The organism is Streptomyces sp. NPDC048604 (genome assembly GCF_043199435.1).
Taxonomy (GTDB): Bacteria; Actinomycetota; Actinomycetes; order Streptomycetales; family Streptomycetaceae; genus Streptomyces.
Window position 1 is genome coordinate 175,608 of record NZ_JBICVX010000014.1, and the last position, 15,143, is coordinate 190,750.

16 protein-coding genes are annotated in these 15,143 nt (G+C 70.7%); 6 read left to right on the forward strand and 10 right to left on the reverse strand.

Translation table 11 applies throughout. The features are described from left to right. Positions 1-105: 105 nt before the first annotated feature. The 6 genes from ACGFMM_RS27410 (at position 106) to ACGFMM_RS27435 (ending at position 5,917) form a co-directional block, all read left to right on the forward strand. On the forward strand, positions 106-1,047 hold the full coding sequence (locus ACGFMM_RS27410; RefSeq protein WP_393649120.1) for a carbohydrate ABC transporter permease: 942 nt from the start codon (positions 106-108) through the stop codon (positions 1,045-1,047). Further along, entirely contained in the window at positions 1,044-1,886 is an 843-nt protein-coding gene (locus ACGFMM_RS27415) for a carbohydrate ABC transporter permease (protein WP_393649121.1), read from the forward strand. The genes ACGFMM_RS27410 and ACGFMM_RS27415 overlap by 4 nt, the downstream gene beginning before the upstream one ends. After that, positions 1,886-3,193, forward strand: a complete 1,308-nt coding sequence (locus tag ACGFMM_RS27420; protein ID WP_393649122.1) for an ABC transporter substrate-binding protein — start codon at positions 1,886-1,888, stop codon at positions 3,191-3,193. The genes ACGFMM_RS27415 and ACGFMM_RS27420 overlap by 1 nt, the downstream gene beginning before the upstream one ends. Positions 3,194-3,373: 180 nt before the next feature. Beyond that, positions 3,374-4,576 (forward strand): S8 family serine peptidase, encoded by a 1,203-nt coding sequence (locus tag ACGFMM_RS27425; RefSeq protein ID WP_393649123.1) that lies wholly within the window; start codon positions 3,374-3,376, stop codon positions 4,574-4,576. Positions 4,577-4,664: 88 nt separating this feature from the next. After that, on the forward strand, positions 4,665-5,216 hold the full coding sequence (locus ACGFMM_RS27430) for a DUF1697 domain-containing protein (RefSeq protein WP_393649124.1): 552 nt from the start codon (positions 4,665-4,667) through the stop codon (positions 5,214-5,216). Positions 5,217-5,287: 71 nt separating this feature from the next. Continuing rightward, a complete protein-coding gene (locus tag ACGFMM_RS27435) occupies positions 5,288-5,917 on the forward strand; it encodes a DsbA family protein (protein WP_393649125.1) in 630 nt (209 codons plus the stop codon). Positions 5,918-5,929: 12 nt separating this feature from the next. Here ACGFMM_RS27435 and ACGFMM_RS27440 read toward each other — a convergent pair whose 3' ends face one another. The 10 genes from ACGFMM_RS27440 to ACGFMM_RS27485 all read right to left on the reverse strand — a co-directional run bounded on the left by ACGFMM_RS27440 (position 5,930) and on the right by ACGFMM_RS27485 (position 15,111). Beyond that, positions 5,930-6,679 (reverse strand): sirohydrochlorin chelatase, encoded by a 750-nt coding sequence (locus ACGFMM_RS27440; RefSeq protein WP_393649126.1) that lies wholly within the window; start codon positions 6,677-6,679, stop codon positions 5,930-5,932. A 5-nt stretch (positions 6,680-6,684) separates the two neighbouring features. Next, on the reverse strand, positions 6,685-7,572 hold the full coding sequence (locus tag ACGFMM_RS27445) for an ABC transporter permease (RefSeq protein WP_393649127.1): 888 nt from the start codon (positions 7,570-7,572) through the stop codon (positions 6,685-6,687). Next, positions 7,559-8,353 (reverse strand): ABC transporter ATP-binding protein, encoded by a 795-nt coding sequence (locus ACGFMM_RS27450; protein ID WP_393649128.1) that lies wholly within the window; start codon positions 8,351-8,353, stop codon positions 7,559-7,561. The genes ACGFMM_RS27445 and ACGFMM_RS27450 overlap by 14 nt, the downstream gene beginning before the upstream one ends. Positions 8,354-8,389: 36 nt before the next feature. Then, positions 8,390-9,496, reverse strand: coding sequence for an aliphatic sulfonate ABC transporter substrate-binding protein (locus tag ACGFMM_RS27455; protein ID WP_393649129.1), 1,107 nt, complete (start codon positions 9,494-9,496; stop codon positions 8,390-8,392). Between the two features lie 196 nt (positions 9,497-9,692). After that, positions 9,693-11,036 carry a sulfate adenylyltransferase subunit 1 gene (locus ACGFMM_RS27460; RefSeq protein WP_393649130.1) on the reverse strand — a complete coding sequence of 448 codons (1,344 nt, stop codon included), beginning with the start codon at positions 11,034-11,036 and terminating at the stop codon, positions 9,693-9,695. After that, a complete protein-coding gene (cysD, locus tag ACGFMM_RS27465) occupies positions 11,036-11,971 on the reverse strand; it encodes a sulfate adenylyltransferase subunit CysD (protein ID WP_393649131.1) in 936 nt (311 codons plus the stop codon). Before cysD ends, ACGFMM_RS27460 begins: the two co-directional genes overlap by 1 nt. After that, the gene (cysC, locus tag ACGFMM_RS27470; RefSeq protein ID WP_393649132.1) at positions 11,968-12,534 is read right to left on the reverse strand and encodes an adenylyl-sulfate kinase; all 567 of its coding nucleotides are present in this window, start codon (positions 12,532-12,534) and stop codon (positions 11,968-11,970) included. The genes cysD and cysC overlap by 4 nt, the downstream gene beginning before the upstream one ends. After that, positions 12,531-13,238: a phosphoadenylyl-sulfate reductase gene (locus tag ACGFMM_RS27475; RefSeq protein WP_393649133.1), complete on the reverse strand. Its 708-nt coding sequence runs from the start codon at positions 13,236-13,238 to the stop codon at positions 12,531-12,533. Before ACGFMM_RS27475 ends, cysC begins: the two co-directional genes overlap by 4 nt. Then, positions 13,235-13,417, reverse strand: coding sequence for a hypothetical protein (locus ACGFMM_RS27480; RefSeq protein ID WP_393649134.1), 183 nt, complete (start codon positions 13,415-13,417; stop codon positions 13,235-13,237). Before ACGFMM_RS27480 ends, ACGFMM_RS27475 begins: the two co-directional genes overlap by 4 nt. After that, entirely contained in the window at positions 13,414-15,111 is a 1,698-nt protein-coding gene (locus ACGFMM_RS27485) for a nitrite/sulfite reductase (protein WP_393649135.1), read from the reverse strand. Before ACGFMM_RS27485 ends, ACGFMM_RS27480 begins: the two co-directional genes overlap by 4 nt. Positions 15,112-15,143: the final 32 nt, after the last annotated feature.

Genomic DNA, 15,143 nt, shown 5'->3' on the forward strand with positions numbered 1-15,143 from the left:
ACAAAGTCTCGCACCGACGCAGGCCGCCTTGACGAACCGACGGACCGTCAGGACGATGACGGAGGCGGAAGCGACATCACAGAAGGCCACAAAAGGGGTCGAACAGTGAGTTCAGTGACCGCGACGAAGCGGTCCGGCGTCACGGAACCGGCCGCCGGACGAAGACCGGAACGAAGACGGCGCGACCACGGCGCCTGGTTCCTCGTGCTGCCCGCACTGCTCCCCATCCTGCTGCTCAGCGTCGGCCCCCTGCTCTACGGCCTCGCCCTCGCGTTCACCGACGCCCAGTCCGGCCGCACCCAGGCCACCCAGTGGGTGGGCCTGCTCAACTTCCAGGACCTGGCGCACGACAGCCTCTTCTGGGAGTCCTTCCGGATCGGCCTGCTCTGGGCCGTCGGCGTCACCGTCCCGCAGTTCCTGCTCGCCCTCGGCCTCGCCCTGCTGCTCGACCAGCCGCTCCGGCTGCGCTGGCTGGCACGGGCGCTCGCGATCATCCCCTGGGCCATGCCCGAGGTCGTCGTCGGCATCATGTGGCGGCTGGTCTACAACCCCGACGCCGGCGTCCTCAACGAGACGATCCGCGACCTCGGCCTCGGCGACGGCCGCGACTGGCTCACCGGCCTCGCCACCGCCCTGCCCGCCGTGATCCTCGTCGGCATCTGGGCCGGCATGCCGCAGACCACCGTCACCCTCCTCGCCGGCCTCCAGATCACCCCGAGGGAACTGCACGAGGCCGCCGCCCTCGACGGCGCCGGCGCCTGGCGCCGCTTCCGCACCGTCACCTGGCCCGCGCTCCGGCCGGTCGCCCTCGCGATCACGGCGCTCAACTTCATCTGGAACTTCAACTCCTTCGCCCTGGTCTACGTGCTGACCAGCGGCGGACCGGGCGGCCGCACCCGGCTGCCGATGCTCTTCGCCTACGAAGAGGCCTTCCGGTACGGACAGTTCGGCTACGCCGCCGCGATGGGCTGTGTGATGGTCGCGGTGATCTCCGTGTTCCTCGCCCTCCACCTCGTCGGCCGGCTCAGAGGAGGCGAGGACCGATGAGCGCGTTCCGCACCGGCAGACCCGCCCGCGCCGGCCAGTACCTCGCCCTCCTCGCGTACCTCGTGTTCCTCGCCTTCCCGTTCCTCTGGCTGGTCTCCACGGCGTTCAAGCCCGCCCGCGAACTGGGCTCGCTGCACCCGACCTGGATCCCCCAGGACCCCACCCTCGACAACTTCCGCCAGGCGTTCGACGAGCAGCCGCTGCTCCGGGCGGCCGGCAACAGCCTGCTCGCCGCGCTCCTCGCCGCCCTGATCGCCGTCCTGGTCGCCACCCCGATGGCCTGGGCCATCGCCCGGCGCCGCAGCAGACTCGCGACCGCCGCCACCGGCTGGGTGGTGGTCAGCCAGGCGTTCCCGTTCGTGCTGGTGATCATCCCGCTGTTCCTCGTCCTGAAGAACCTGCATCTGATCAACACCCTGGCCGGACTGGTCCTGGTGTACGTGGTGTGGGCGCTGCCCTTCGCGCTGTGGATGCTGGTCGGCTACGTCCGCGCCGTCCCGGCCGAACTGGAGGAGGCCGCCGCGGTCGACGGCGCCGGCCGGCTGCGCACCCTCGTCTCGGTCACCGCGCCGCTGCTCGCCCCCGGCATCGTCGCCACCGCGCTGTTCGCCTTCATCACCGCATGGAACGAGTTCTTCTTCGCGCTCGTCCTGCTCAAGACCCCGGAGAAGCAGACCTTGCCGGTCGTCCTCACCCACTTCCTCGGCGCGGAGGGCGTCGCCGACCTCGGGCCGCTCGCCGCCGCGGCCTTCCTCGCCACCCTGCCCTCACTGGTGATCTTCGCGATCATCCAGAAGCGGATCACCGGGGGCATGCTGGCCGGGGCGGTGAAGTCCTGATGCGCGCGCCGAGATGCGCCGCCCTCGCCGCCGTCCTCGCCCTGCTGCTCGCCGGCTGCACGGCGGGCGGCGACGGCGACGGCCGGGCGCGTGACGGCGGCCCGGTCCGGCTCCGGTTCCAGTCCCTGGCCTGGCAGAAGGAGTCCGTCGACGCCAACCGGCAACTGGTGGCGGAGTGGAACGCCGCCCACCCCGACGTCCAGGTCGAGTACGTGCAGGGCAGCTGGGACAGCGTCCACGACCAGCTGCTCACCTCCTTCGAGGGCGGCGAGGCCCCCGACGTCATCCACGACGCCTCCGACGACCTGGCCGACTTCGCGTACGGCGGCTACCTCGCCGATCTGCGCGGACTGCTGCCCGAGCGGCTGCGCGCCGACATCCCCGCCCAGAGCTGGCAGACGACCACCTTCGGCGAGGGGGTCTACGGCGTGCCGTTCCTCCAGGAGCCGCGCGTGATCATGGCCAACCGGAAGATCCTGCAGTCCTCAGGCGTTCGCATCCCCACGCCCGAACAGCCCTGGACCTGGGACGAGTTCCGGCGGGTCACCAAGGACCTCACCACGAAGATGGGGGAGGGGAAGCACGCGATCGCCTGGCCGCTGAAGGAACCCGTCTCCGTCAGCCTCAACCTCGGCCTGTCCGCGGGCGGCCGGCTGTTCCACCGTGGCGCGGACGGCCGCGTCACGATCCGCTTCACCGAGGCGGACGCGGTCGTCCCCGGCACCGTCCGCGATCAGGTCAACTCCGACGGCAGCGCCTCGCGTTCGACGCTGGGCAGCGGCGGCTCCGACACCCTGCCCGGCTTCTTCGCCGGCAAGTACGCGATGGTGCCGCTGGGCTTCTCGTACCGGCAGCAGATCGTCCAGCAGGCGCCCGAGGGCTTCGACTGGATGGTGCTCCCCGCGCCCGCGGGCCCGGACGGGCTCGCCCAGGGCGTCAGCCCGCAGACGCTGTCCATCGCCGAGGACAGCCCGTACAAGCAACAGGCCGCCCGTTTCCTGGACTTCCTGCTGCAGCCGCGGAACATGGTCCGGCTCGCCCGCGGCGACTGGATGCTGCCGACGGGCACGGCCGCGCTCGCCGACCCCTCCCTGCACACCGCGAAGGACGGCTGGGCGACCGGCGCGGCCGTGGCCGCACAACTGCGCTCGGCGCCCGCCCAATCGGTGCGCGGATATCCGGAGTGGAAGGACAAAGTCGCGACCCCCGCATTCCAGGAGTACTACAGCGGTGCGATTGATTTGAGGGAGCTCCGTAAAAGGCTTGTGAAGGACGGAAATCGGGTTCTCGACCGCTACCAGCGGTAGCACCAAGGCGAGTTGAGAGGTACGTCCGACTTGTTATTACGAAGGCTTGTTGACTAAATCACAGCTGTATGAAGGTCTTGATCTGAGCGCGTCATTGGGCAAGGGTCGTTTGTCAGTCGCCGGAGATTTTCCTGCCGGCGGCCCAACCCCCCACACATGCTCACGAGGAGACCCCTCTTCATGGCAACTCACAAGCGTGCCCGCAAGCTGACGCTCACCGCCGGAATCACCGCTGCGGCCGTCACCGCGGGAATCACCGCAATGACCATGCCGTTCGCCGGCGCCGCCCAGGCCCCGGCCGAGGGCAAGGTCTTCGGCCTCGGCGCGGAAGGCGCGATCGACGGCAGTTTCGTCGTTCTGCTCGACGAGAAGGCCGACAAGAAGGAGCTGGCGAAGGAGTACGGCGGCACCCTGCGCCGCGCGTACAACTCGTCCGTCAACGGCTTCTCCGCCAGCGGTCTTTCGGAGACCGAGGCCAAGCGTCTCGCTGCCGACCCGGCCGTCGCCAAGGTCGTCCAGAACAAGAAGTTCTCGATCAACGAGACGCAGGACAACCCGCCGTCCTGGGGCCTGGACCGCGTCGACCAGACCGAGACCGCGGGCGACCAGAAGTACACCTACCCGGACAAGGCCGGGGAGGGCGTCACCGCGTACGTCATCGACACCGGCGTCCGCGTCAGCCACGAGGACTTCGGCGGCCGGGCCTCGCACGGCTTCGACGCCGTGGACAACGACGACAGCGCCGACGACGGCAACGGCCACGGCACCCACGTCGCCGGCACCATCGCCGGCACGGCCCACGGCGTCGCCAAGAAGGCGAAGATCGTCGCGGTCCGCGTCCTCGACGACAACGGCTCCGGCACCACCGAGCAGGTCGTCGCCGGCATCGACTGGGTCACCAAGAACCACCAGGGCCCGTCCGTCGCCAACATGAGCCTCGGCGGCGGCGCCGACGAGGCCCTGGACGAGGCGGTCCGCAAGGCCATCGCCGCCGGTGTCACCTTCGGCGTCGCGGCCGGCAACGAGTCCTCCGACGCCGGCCAGGGCTCCCCGTCCCGCGTCCAGGAGGCCATCACCGTCGCCTCCTCGACGAAGGACGACGAGCAGTCGGACTTCTCCAACTTCGGCTCGGTCGTGGACATCTACGCCCCGGGCTCGGAGATCACCTCCGCCTGGAACGACAGCGACACCGGCACCAAGACGATATCCGGCACCTCCATGGCCACCCCGCACGTCGTCGGCGCGGCCGCGGTCTACCTGGCCGGGCACCCCGAGGCCAAGCCCGACGAGGTCGCCAAGGCCCTGGTCGACGGCGCCACCGAGGGCAAGATCTCGAACCCGTCCGAAGGCACGGCCAACAAGCTGCTCAAGATCGTCGAGTAGCGGCCGCGCCGTAGTCACGGCGCAACGATGACCGGGCGGCCGCCGTGCCCTCCCCCACGGGGCACGGCGGCCGTCCTATCGTGTGCCCATGACAACGACCTACGCCGCCCTGCTGCGCGGGATCAACGTGAGCGGCCACCGCAAGGTGCCCATGGCCGAGCTCCGTCCCCTCCTCGAAGGACTCGGCCACACCCGCGTCCGCACCTATCTGCAGAGCGGCAACGCGGTCTTCACCACGGACGGCGACGCCGGCGAGGAACAGCTCACCCGCGAGCTGGAGCAGGCCATCGAGAAGCGCTTCGGCTTCACCGTCGACTGCCTGGTCCGCGACGCCGCCTACCTCGCCGCCGTCGCCGACGCCTGCCCGTTCCCCGCCGCGGAGCTCGAGGGGAAGCAGCTGCACGTCACCTACTACTCCGCGCCCGTCGGCCCCGAGACCTTCGCCGACCTGGACCCGGCGGCCTTCCTGCCCGAGGAGTTCCGGCTCGGCGACCGCGCGCTCTACCTGTACGCCCCCGAGGGCCTGGGCCGCTCCAAGCTGGCCGAGGTCCTGCACCGGCCGTCCCGGACCAAGGGAATCGTCGCCACCACCCGCAACTGGAACACCGTCGTCAAGCTCGTGGAGCTGACCCGCGACTGAGCGGTTGGCCCAGTTGACGGAGTGCGGATTGGCCCGCTGACACAGGCCACATGCTGACTAGGCTCGCTGTCATGACCACCGAGACCGCACCCGCCGCCAAGCCCGTCGTCGACTTCTGGTTCGACCCCGCCTGCCCCTTCGCCTGGATAGCGTCCCGCTGGATGCTGGAGGTCGAGCGGCAGCGCGACGTCGAACTGCGCTTCCATGTGATGAGCCTGTACTTCCACAACGAGGGCAACGAGCTCCCGGACTGGTACCGCACGCTCGTCGACAAGTCGATCGGCCCGGTCCGGGTCGCCGCCGCGGCCGCCTCGCTGCACGGTCCGCAGGTGCTGCGGGACCTGTACACGGCGTACGGGACGCGGATCCACGAGAAGAAGGTCGAGGACTTCGACCAGGTCGTCGCCGAGTCCCTCGCCGAACTGGGCCTGCCCGCCGAACTGGCCGCCGCGGCCCACGACCCCGCGTTCGACGAGACCGTGCGGGTCAGCCACGACGCGGGCAAGGACCCCGAGGCGGGCGGCTACGTCGGAACCCCGACGATCCACGTGGACGGCACGGTCTGGTTCGGTCCGGTGCTCCGGGCCATCCCGCGCGGCGAGAAGGCCGCCGAACTCTTCGACGGCTTCCGCGTCCTGGCCGGCCACCCCGACCTGTTCGAGCTGAAGCGCACCCGCACCGGCGGCCTCGACTTCAGCTGAGGCCGAGCCGCGTCACGCGGCCAGCCGCTCCTCGGCCCGGGCCCCGTCGTAGCGTTCGAGCAGCAGCCGGGCCAGCTCGGGCGACGGGCCGAGGACGTCGGCGAGCACGTCCGCGCCGCCGTCCCGGGCGCCTGCCGCGATGCGGTCCGGCAGCCGCCCGGGGGCGATCACGTACGGGGCGACCGCCACCCGGCGCACGCCGTCGGCGCGCAGCGCACGGACCGCGTCCTCGGTGCGGGGGAAGCCCCCGGCAGTTACAGCGGAGGCGAACGCAGGCCGCACGGAGCACCAACCGGTGCGCCGCAGCTCCCGCGCCGTCTGTGCGATCGCTGCGATCGCCTCCGGGTCGGTGGAGCCCGCCGAGGCCAGGACGACCCCGGTCGAGATCTTGGCGGCGGGCGTCAGGCCCGCCTCGAACAGCCGTCGCTCGACCGCCGCGAGCAGCAGCGGCGACGGGCCCAGCACCTCGGCCTGCCGGATCCGCAGCGACGCCGGGGCGGCGCGCAGCACGGCGGGCACGTCGGACTTCGCGTGGAAGGCCCGGGTCAGCAGCAGCGGCAGCGCCACCACGTCGCGGACCCCCTCCGCCGCCAGCCGTTCCAGCACCGCGGACACGGACGGCAGGTCGAAGTCCAGGAACGCCGTCTCCACGCGCAGCCCCGGCCGCAGCGCCCGCGCGGCGCGCACCAGCCCGTGCACGGTCGCGGCGTGCCGCGGATCGCGGCTGCCGTGGGCGATGACGAGGAGGACGGGACGGTTCATGGGGATCAGCTCTTCACCAGCAGACCGCGGCGGCGCAGCACCGTGCGCTCCAGCGGGCTGAAGATCAGCAGGTCGATGGCGACGCCGACCAGCAGGATCAGGATGATCGCCAGGAAGATGCCCGGCATGTCGAAGTTGTTCCGGCCGTTCTCGAGCAACTGGCCGAGGCCCAGGCCGAGATCGGGGGAGGAGGCGATGATCTCCGCGGCCATCAGCGAGCGCCAGGAGAACGCCCAGCCCTGCTTCAGGCCGGCCAGATAGCCCGGCAGTGCGGCCGGCATGACGATGTGCCAGGCACCCTTGAGGCCGGTCGCGCCGAGCGTCCGCCCGGCGCGCAGGAACAGCGGCGGGACCTGGTCCACGCCGGCCACCAGGCCGTTGGCGATCGACGGGACCGCGCCGAGCAGGATGACCGCGTACATCATCGAGTCGTTCAGGCCCAGCCACAGCACCGCCGGGGCCACCCAGGCGACCGAGGGCAGGGACTGCAGACCGGACAGGATCGGGCCGATGGCCGCGCGCACCGCGCCGACCCGGGCCACCAGCAGACCCAGCGGGGTGCCGATGGCGAGCGCAAGCAGGAAGCCGAGCAGGGCCCGCGACACGCTGGTCCACAGGACGTCCAGGAGCGTGCCCTGCAGCCACATGTCGCTCAGGCTGTCCCAGACCGCGCCGGGCGACGGCAGCTTGCCCTCGTCGGCGACCTTCGCGACGACGAGCAGCTGCCACACGACCAGTACCAGCGCCACGGCGAGGACGGGCGGAAGGACCTTCTTCAGCAGCACCTCGCGCACCGGGGCCCGGCGGATCTGTACGCTGTCCAGCGCGTCGAGTCCGGCCTCCAGTCCCGCGAGGTCGTCTGCCTTGGGGGCGGTGGTCTCAGTGCTGGCCATGACGGCGGATCTCCCCACGCAGTTCTTCGGTGATCTCGACGGACAGCTCCGCCACGGCGGCGTCCTCGATGCGGCGCGGCTGCGGGATGTCGATCCGCCACTCGCGGGCGATCCGGCCGGGCCGGGACGACAGCAGCACCACGCGCTGGGCCAGCCGCACGGCCTCGCGCACGTTGTGGGTGACGAAGAGGACCGACAGGTTCGTCTCCCGCCAGATCCGGGTCAGCTCGTCGTGCAGCACGTCCCGGGTGATGGCGTCGAGCGCGGCGAACGGCTCGTCCATCAGCAGCAGGTCGCTGGCCTGGGCGAGTGCCCGGGCCAGGGCGACGCGCTGGCGCATGCCGCCGGACAGCTCGTGCACCCGCTTGCCGTACGAGCCGCCGAGCCGCACCAGTTCGAGCAGCCGCTCGGCCTCGGGGCGGCGCTCGGCCTTGGGGACCCCGCGCAGCTTCAGCGCGAGCTCGATGTTCTTGCCCGCGGTGAGCCACGGGAACAGGGCGTGCTCCTGGAACATCAGGGCCGGCCGGCCGCCGGGGGTCTCGATGGACCCCGCGGACGGCCGGTCGAGCCCGGCGACCAGGTTGAGCAGGGTGGACTTGCCACAGCCCGAGGCTCCCAGGAGGGTGACGAACTCGCCCGGGGCGACATCGAGCGTGATGTCGTCGAGGACGAGCTGTCCGCCCTTGGGTCCGCCGAAGGACTTCGAGACATGTGCGAGCCGGGCCGCGTGCGTCTGCACCGCGCGGTCCTCGGCCTCGGCGAGCGTGGCGGTCGTGGCCATGGTCGTCACCTCCTGGGAACTGGGCTGCTGGTCGGGTTAGTTGGCGCCGAGGCCGGCGTCGGAGACCTCGGGCTTGCCGGCGGCCTTGAGGACCTTGTTCAGGGCCGTGAGGTCGTAGATGCCCTTGAGGTCGGGCTGCTCGAGGAGTCCGGACTTGACGGCGTGGTCGGCCTGCGCCTGGAGGGTGGCGGCCAGCGGGTCGTCGGTGAACCGGATGGAGGGCCAGGCGCTGTTGATGACCTTGTCGCCGAGCGGCTTGCCGGACAGTTCCTTCAGCTTGGCGTTGGCCGAGGCCTTCGCCTTGTCCGGGTTGGCGTTGATCCACGCGTTGGTCTTCACCGATCCGCGCAGCACGGCCTCGACGACGTCGGGGTGCTCCTTCAGGAACTTCTGCGACACGATGATGTTCGTGATCACGAACTTCTTGTCGGGCCACAGGTCCGACTCGTCGAGCAGCACCTTCGCGCCTTCGCTGACGAGCTTGGACGCGGTCGGCTCGGGCACCCAGGCGCCGTCGATGGAGCCGGACTTGTAGGCGTCGGGGGTGACCTTGTTGTCGGTGCGCAGGACGGAGACGTCGCCCTTGCCGCTCTGGGGGTCGACCTTCCAGCCCTTCTCCGAGGCCCAGTTGAGGAAGGCCACGTCCTGGGTGTTGCCGAGCTGGGGGGTGGCGATGCGCTTGCCCTCGACGTCGTCCAGGGTCTTGATCTTGTCCGGGTTGACGACCAGTTTCACGCCGCCGGAGGCCGAGCCGCCGATGATGCGCAGGTTGGTGCCCTTGGACTTGGTGTAGCCGTTGATGGACGGCGAGGGGCCGATGAAGCCGATGTCGATCGAGCCGGCGTTCAGGGCCTCGATCTCGGAGGGGCCTGCGTTGAAGGTGGAGACCTTCAGCTGGGTGCCGCCCAGTTCCTTCTGGAAGATGCCTTCCTGGTGTCCCACCAGGGCGGTGGCGTGCGTCAGGTTCGGGAAGTACCCGAGCCGGACGGCGTCGGCGGAGAGCTTCTCGCCCTCCGCGGCCACCTTCTTCTCGTCGTTCTTCGCCTGGGAGCCGTAACCGCAGGAGGCGAGCGCGCCGATCAGCAGCGGCAGAGCCGCGGCGGCGGCGAGTGAGCGGCGCAGGGTGGTACGTGAGGCAGGCACGGAGGTTGTCCCCTCAGGGTCTTCGAAGTCTTCGTCTGTGTCGTGAGCGGTGGAGCGGGTGGAGCGGCATGGCGCCGCGTACGCGGCGCATCGGCGTCAGCACGCACATCGCGCGACACCCCCCATGCCCGCGCCGAGGGCGCCGGAGCCCACCCGGCCGCCTTCCTTGGCGAAGGATGCGTAGAGGTCGGTCATCTCAGAAGTCCCACCCCTCCTCGTCGTCCGCGACGGCCGTGGCCTTGGCGGAGGCGAACGACTCGCCCGCCATGCCGGCCGCCAGCGTGGTGCCGTCCGCGGGGTCGATCAGCAGGAAGGAACCGGTGCGGCGGGAGTCCGCGTACGCGTCGAGCGCGAGCGGTTCGGCGGTACGGACCTTCACCTGGCCGATGTCGTTGGCGACGAGCTGCCCGGGGTTCGGGTGCTGGGAGAGGTCGTCCAGGGTGAGCCGGGACGGGATCTCCTTCACGATCGCCTTGACGGTGCGGGTGGTGTGCTTGAGCAGCACCCGCTGGCCGACGGTGAGCGGCTGGTCCGCCACATGGCAGACGGTCGCCACCACGTCCTGGCTGGTCGCCGGGGCGTCGCCGCTCAGGGCGAGCAGATCGCCGCGCGAGATGTCGATGTCGTCCGCGAGCCGGATCGTCACCGACTGCGGGGCCCAGGCGATGTCCACCGGCTCGCCGAGCGCGTCTATGGCGGTGATCGTGGACTGCTTGCCGGACGGCAGGACGGTGATCGTCTCGCCGACCCGGAACGCGCCGGCCGCGATCTGGCCCGCGTAGCCGCGGTAGTCGGGGTGCTCGGCGGTCTGCGGACGGATCACGTACTGGACCGGGAAGCGCGCGTGGCAGGCCGTCAGGTCGTGGCTGACCGGCACGGTCTCCAGGTGCTCCAGGACGGTCGGGCCGCCGTACCAGTCCATGTTGGCGGAGGGCTCCACCACGTTGTCGCCGGCCAGCGCGGAGATCGGGATCGCGGTGATCTCCGGGACGCCGAGCCCGGTGGCGTACGCGGTGAACTCCTCGGCGATCGCGGCGAAGACGGGCTCCGCGTAGTCGACGAGGTCCATCTTGTTCACGGCCAGGACGACATGCGGGACGCGCAGCAGCGCGGCCACCGCGGCGTGCCGGCGGGTCTGCTCGACGACGCCGTTGCGGGCGTCGACCAGGACCACGGCCAGCTCGGCCGTCGACGCGCCGGTGACCATGTTCCGGGTGTACTGCACGTGCCCCGGGGTGTCGGCCAGGATGAACCGGCGTCGCGGGGTCGCGAAGTAGCGGTAGGCCACGTCGATGGTGATGCCCTGCTCGCGCTCGGCCCGCAGGCCGTCGGTGAGCAGCGCGAGGTCCGGGGCCTCCTGGCCGCGGGAGCGGGAGGCGTGCTCGACGGCCTCCAGCTGGTCGGCGAGGACCGACTTGGAGTCGTGGAGCAGCCGGCCCACGAGGGTGGACTTGCCGTCGTCGACGGACCCGGCGGTGGCGAAGCGCAGCAGGGTGGTGGCGGCCAGCTCGGCGGCCGGCTGCTGGGTGGACGTGCTCATTAGAAGTACCCTTCGCGCTTGCGGTCTTCCATCGCGGCCTCGGACATCTTGTCGTCGGCGCGGGTGGCGCCCCGCTCGGTGAGACGGGAGGCGGCGATCTCGGCGATGACGGCGTCGAGCGTGGTGGCGTCGGAGTCCACCGCGCCGGTGCAGGACATGTCGCCGACGGTGCGGTAGCGGATCAGCCGCGTCTCGGTCGTCTCGGTGTCCTTCGGGCCGCCCCACTCGCCGGCGGTCAACCACATGCCGTTGCGGGCGAAGACCTCGCGCTCGTGGGCGAAGTAGATCTCCGGCAGCTCGATGCCCTCGCGCTGGATGTACTGCCAGACGTCCAGCTCGGTCCAGTTGGACAGCGGGAACACGCGGACGTGCTCGCCGGGCGCGTGCCTGCCGTTGTACAGCTGCCACAGCTCGGGGCGCTGCCGGCGCGGGTCCCACTGGGAGAACTCGTCGCGGAGACTGAACACCCGCTCCTTGGCGCGGGCCTTCTCCTCGTCGCGCCGGCCGCCGCCGAACACCGCGTCGAAGCGGTGCTGCTGGATGGCCTCGGTGAGCGGCACGGTCTGCAGCGGGTTACGGGTGCCGTCGGGGCGCTCGCGCAGCTTGCCGGCGTCGATGTACTCCTGCACGGAGGCGACGTGCAGTCGCAGCCCGTGCTCGGCGACGACGCGGTCGCGGTACTCGATGACCTCGGGGAAGTTGTGCCCGGTGTCGACGTGCAGGAGCGTGAAGGGGATCGCCGCGGGGGCGAAGGCCTTCAGCGCCAGGTGCAGCATGACGATGGAGTCCTTGCCGCCGGAGAACAGGATCACCGGCCGCTCGAACTCACCCGCCACCTCACGGAAGATGTGGACGGCCTCGGACTCCAGGGAGTCGAGGTGCGACAGCGCGAACGGGCTGTCGGTCTCCTCGTGGACATGAGCGACGGTCGTCATGCGAGACCCCTCTCGGTGAGCAGCGCATGGACGGTCGCTGCCGACTCCTGCACGGTCTGGTTCTGGGACTCGATCCGCAGATCGGGGTTCTTCGGCTCGTCGTACGGGTCGTCGACGCCGGTCAGGCCGCTGAGCTCGCCCGCGGCCTGCTTGGCGTACAGCCCCTTGACGTCGCGCACGGAGCACACCTCCACCGGAGTCGCGACGTGCACCTCGACGTACGGCGTGCCCTCGCCGGCGTGCCGCTTGCGGACCGCCTCGCGGCTGTCCTCGTACGGGGCGATGACCGGGACCAGGACCTTCACGCCGTTCGAGGCGAGCAGTTCGGCGACGAAGCCGATCCGCTGCACGTTGGTGTGCCGGTCCTCGCGGCTGAAGCCGAGGCCTGCGGAGAGGAACTCGCGGATCTCGTCGCCGTCGAGCACCTCGACCCGGTGGCCCTCGCCGCGCAGCCGGCCGGCCAGCTCGTACGCGATCGTCGTCTTGCCGGCGCTCGGCAGACCGGTGAGCCAGATGGTGGCACCCGTCACGTGCTTCTCCTGAGATTCCTGAGTGTCCGTCATCCGTGCAGCCCGCACTCGGTCTTGGCGCGGCCCGCCCAGCGCCCGGCGCGGGCGTCCTCGCCCTCCAGGGTCCGGCGGGTGCAGGGGGCGCAGCCGACGGAGGCGTAGCCGTCCATCAGCAACGGGTTGGTGAGCACGCCGTGTTCGGCGACGTACGCGTCCACCTCGTCCTGCGTCCAGCGGGCGATCGGGGAGACCTTGACCTTATCCCGCTTCTCGTCCCAGCCGACGACCGGGGTGTTGGCCCGGGTCGGGGACTCGTCGCGGCGCAGACCGGTCGCCCAGGCCGCGTACTTGGTCAGGCCCTCCTCCAGCGGCTTGACCTTGCGCAGCGCGCAGCACAGGTCGGGGTCGCGCTCGTGCAGCCTCGGGCCGTACTCGGCGTCCTGCTCCTCGACCGTCTGACGCGGGGTCAGGGTGATGACGTTGACGTCCATCACCGCGTCGACCGCGTCCCGGGTGCCGATGGTCTCCGGGAAGTGGTAGCCGGTGTCGAGGAAGACCACGTCCACGCCGGGCATGGCGCGCGAGGCGAGGTGGGCGACCACCGCGTCCTCCATGGACGAGGTGACACAGAAACGCGGGCCGAAGGTGTCGGCCGCCCACTGGAGGATCTCCAGCGCGGAGGCGTCCTCCAGCTCGCGGCCGGCCTGCTCGGCGAGTGCCTTCAGGTCGGCCGCGGTCGCGTCCTGAGTGATCGTCATCTCTCTTCCCCTCCGTCGGAGTTGCTCGAAGCTCCCGGGGCGAGGAGCCCCAGGAACTTCAGCTGGAAGGCTCGACTGCACGCCCGGCATTCCCACGCGCCGTGACTGCCCTGCTCGTACGGCCGCAGATCCTCGTCACCGCAGTACGGGCAGTGGAACGGCGCGGCTCGCTCGCTCATGACAGCGCTTCTTCCGACGCGCGCGCCGCCCAGGTGGCGAAGCGCTCGCCGTCCTCGCGCTGCTCCTGGTAGCGCGTGAGGACCCGCTCGACGTAGTCGGGCAGTTCGGCAGCGGTGACCTTCAGGCCGCGGACCTTGCGGCCGAAACCGGCCTCCAGGCCCAGCGCGCCGCCCAGGTGCACCTGGTAGCCCTCGACGCGGTTGCCCTCGTCGTCCAGGACCAGCTGGCCCTTGAGACCGATGTCCGCGACCTGGATACGGGCGCAGGCGTTCGGGCAGCCGTTGATGTTGATGGTGAGCGGCTCGTCGAACTCGGGGATACGGCGCTCGAGTTCGTCGATGAGCGAGGAACCGCGGCCCTTGGTCTCGACGATCGCCAGCTTGCAGAACTCGATGCCGGTGCAGGCCATCGTGCCGCGGCGGAACGGCGAGGGGGTGACGCGCAGGTCCAGCGCCTCCAGGGCGGAGACGATCGACTCGACCTGGGACTCCTCGATGTCGAGGACGAGCATCTTCTGCTCGGCGGTGGTGCGCACCCGGCCGGAGCCGTGCGCCTCCGCGATCTCGGCGATCTTCGTCAGCGTCGCGCCGTCGACCCGGCCGACGCGCGGCGCGAAGCCCACGTAGAACCGGCCGTCCTTCTGCTTGTGGACGCCGACGTGGTCGCGCCAGCGGCCGGCGGGCTCCTCGGGCGCGGGGCCGTCGGTGAGCTTCCGCTTCAGGTACTCGTCCTCGAGGACCTGGCGGAACTTCTCCGCGCCCCAGTCGGCGACCAGGAACTTCAGCCGGGCGCGGTTGCGCAGCCGGCGGTAGCCGTAGTCGCGGAAGATCGAGATGACGCCCTCGTAGACGTCAGGGACCTCGTCCAGCGAGACCCAGGTGCCGAGCCGCACGCCCAGCTTGGGGTTGGTGGACAGGCCGCCGCCGACCCAGACGTCGAATCCGGGGCCGTGCTCCGGGTGCTCGACGCCGACGAACGCGATGTCGTTGATCTCGTGTGCCACGTCGAGCAGCGGCGAGCCGGAGATCGCGGACTTGAACTTGCGGGGCAGGTTGGAGAAGTCCTTGTTGCCGACGATCCGCCGGTAGATCTCCTCGATGGCGGGGGTGCCGTCGATGATCTCGTCCTCGGCGATGCCGGCGACCGGCGAGCCGAGGATGACGCGCGGGGTGTCGCCGCAGGCCTCGGTGGTGGACAGGCCGACGGCCTCCAGCCGGTTCCAGATCTCGGGGACGTCCTCGATCCGGATCCAGTGGTACTGGACGTTCTGCCGGTCCGTGACATCGGCGGTGCCGCGGGCGAACTCCTGCGAGATCTCGCCGATCACCCGGAGCTGCTCGGTGGTCAGCCGGCCGCCGTCGATGCGGACGCGGAGCATGAAGTACTCGGCGTCCAGCTCCTCCGGCTCCAGGACACCGGTCTTGGTGCCGTCCAGACCTTCCTTGCGCTGCGTGTACAGGCCCCACCAGCGCATGCGGCCGCGCAGGTCGTTGGGGTCGATCGAGTCGAAGCCGCGCTTCGAGTAGATCGTCTCAATGCGTGTCCGCACATTGAGACCGTCGTCGTCCTTCTTGAACTGCTCATTGCCGTTCAGCGGGGTGAAGTGCCCCACGGCCCACTGACCCTCACCACGGTGACGGCTCACCTTGCGGCGGGGCGTGGCGGGGGTGGGGTTTTCCGGGGTGGCGGCCATGGCGTTTCGTCCTTCGGGACTGCAGGAGGGCG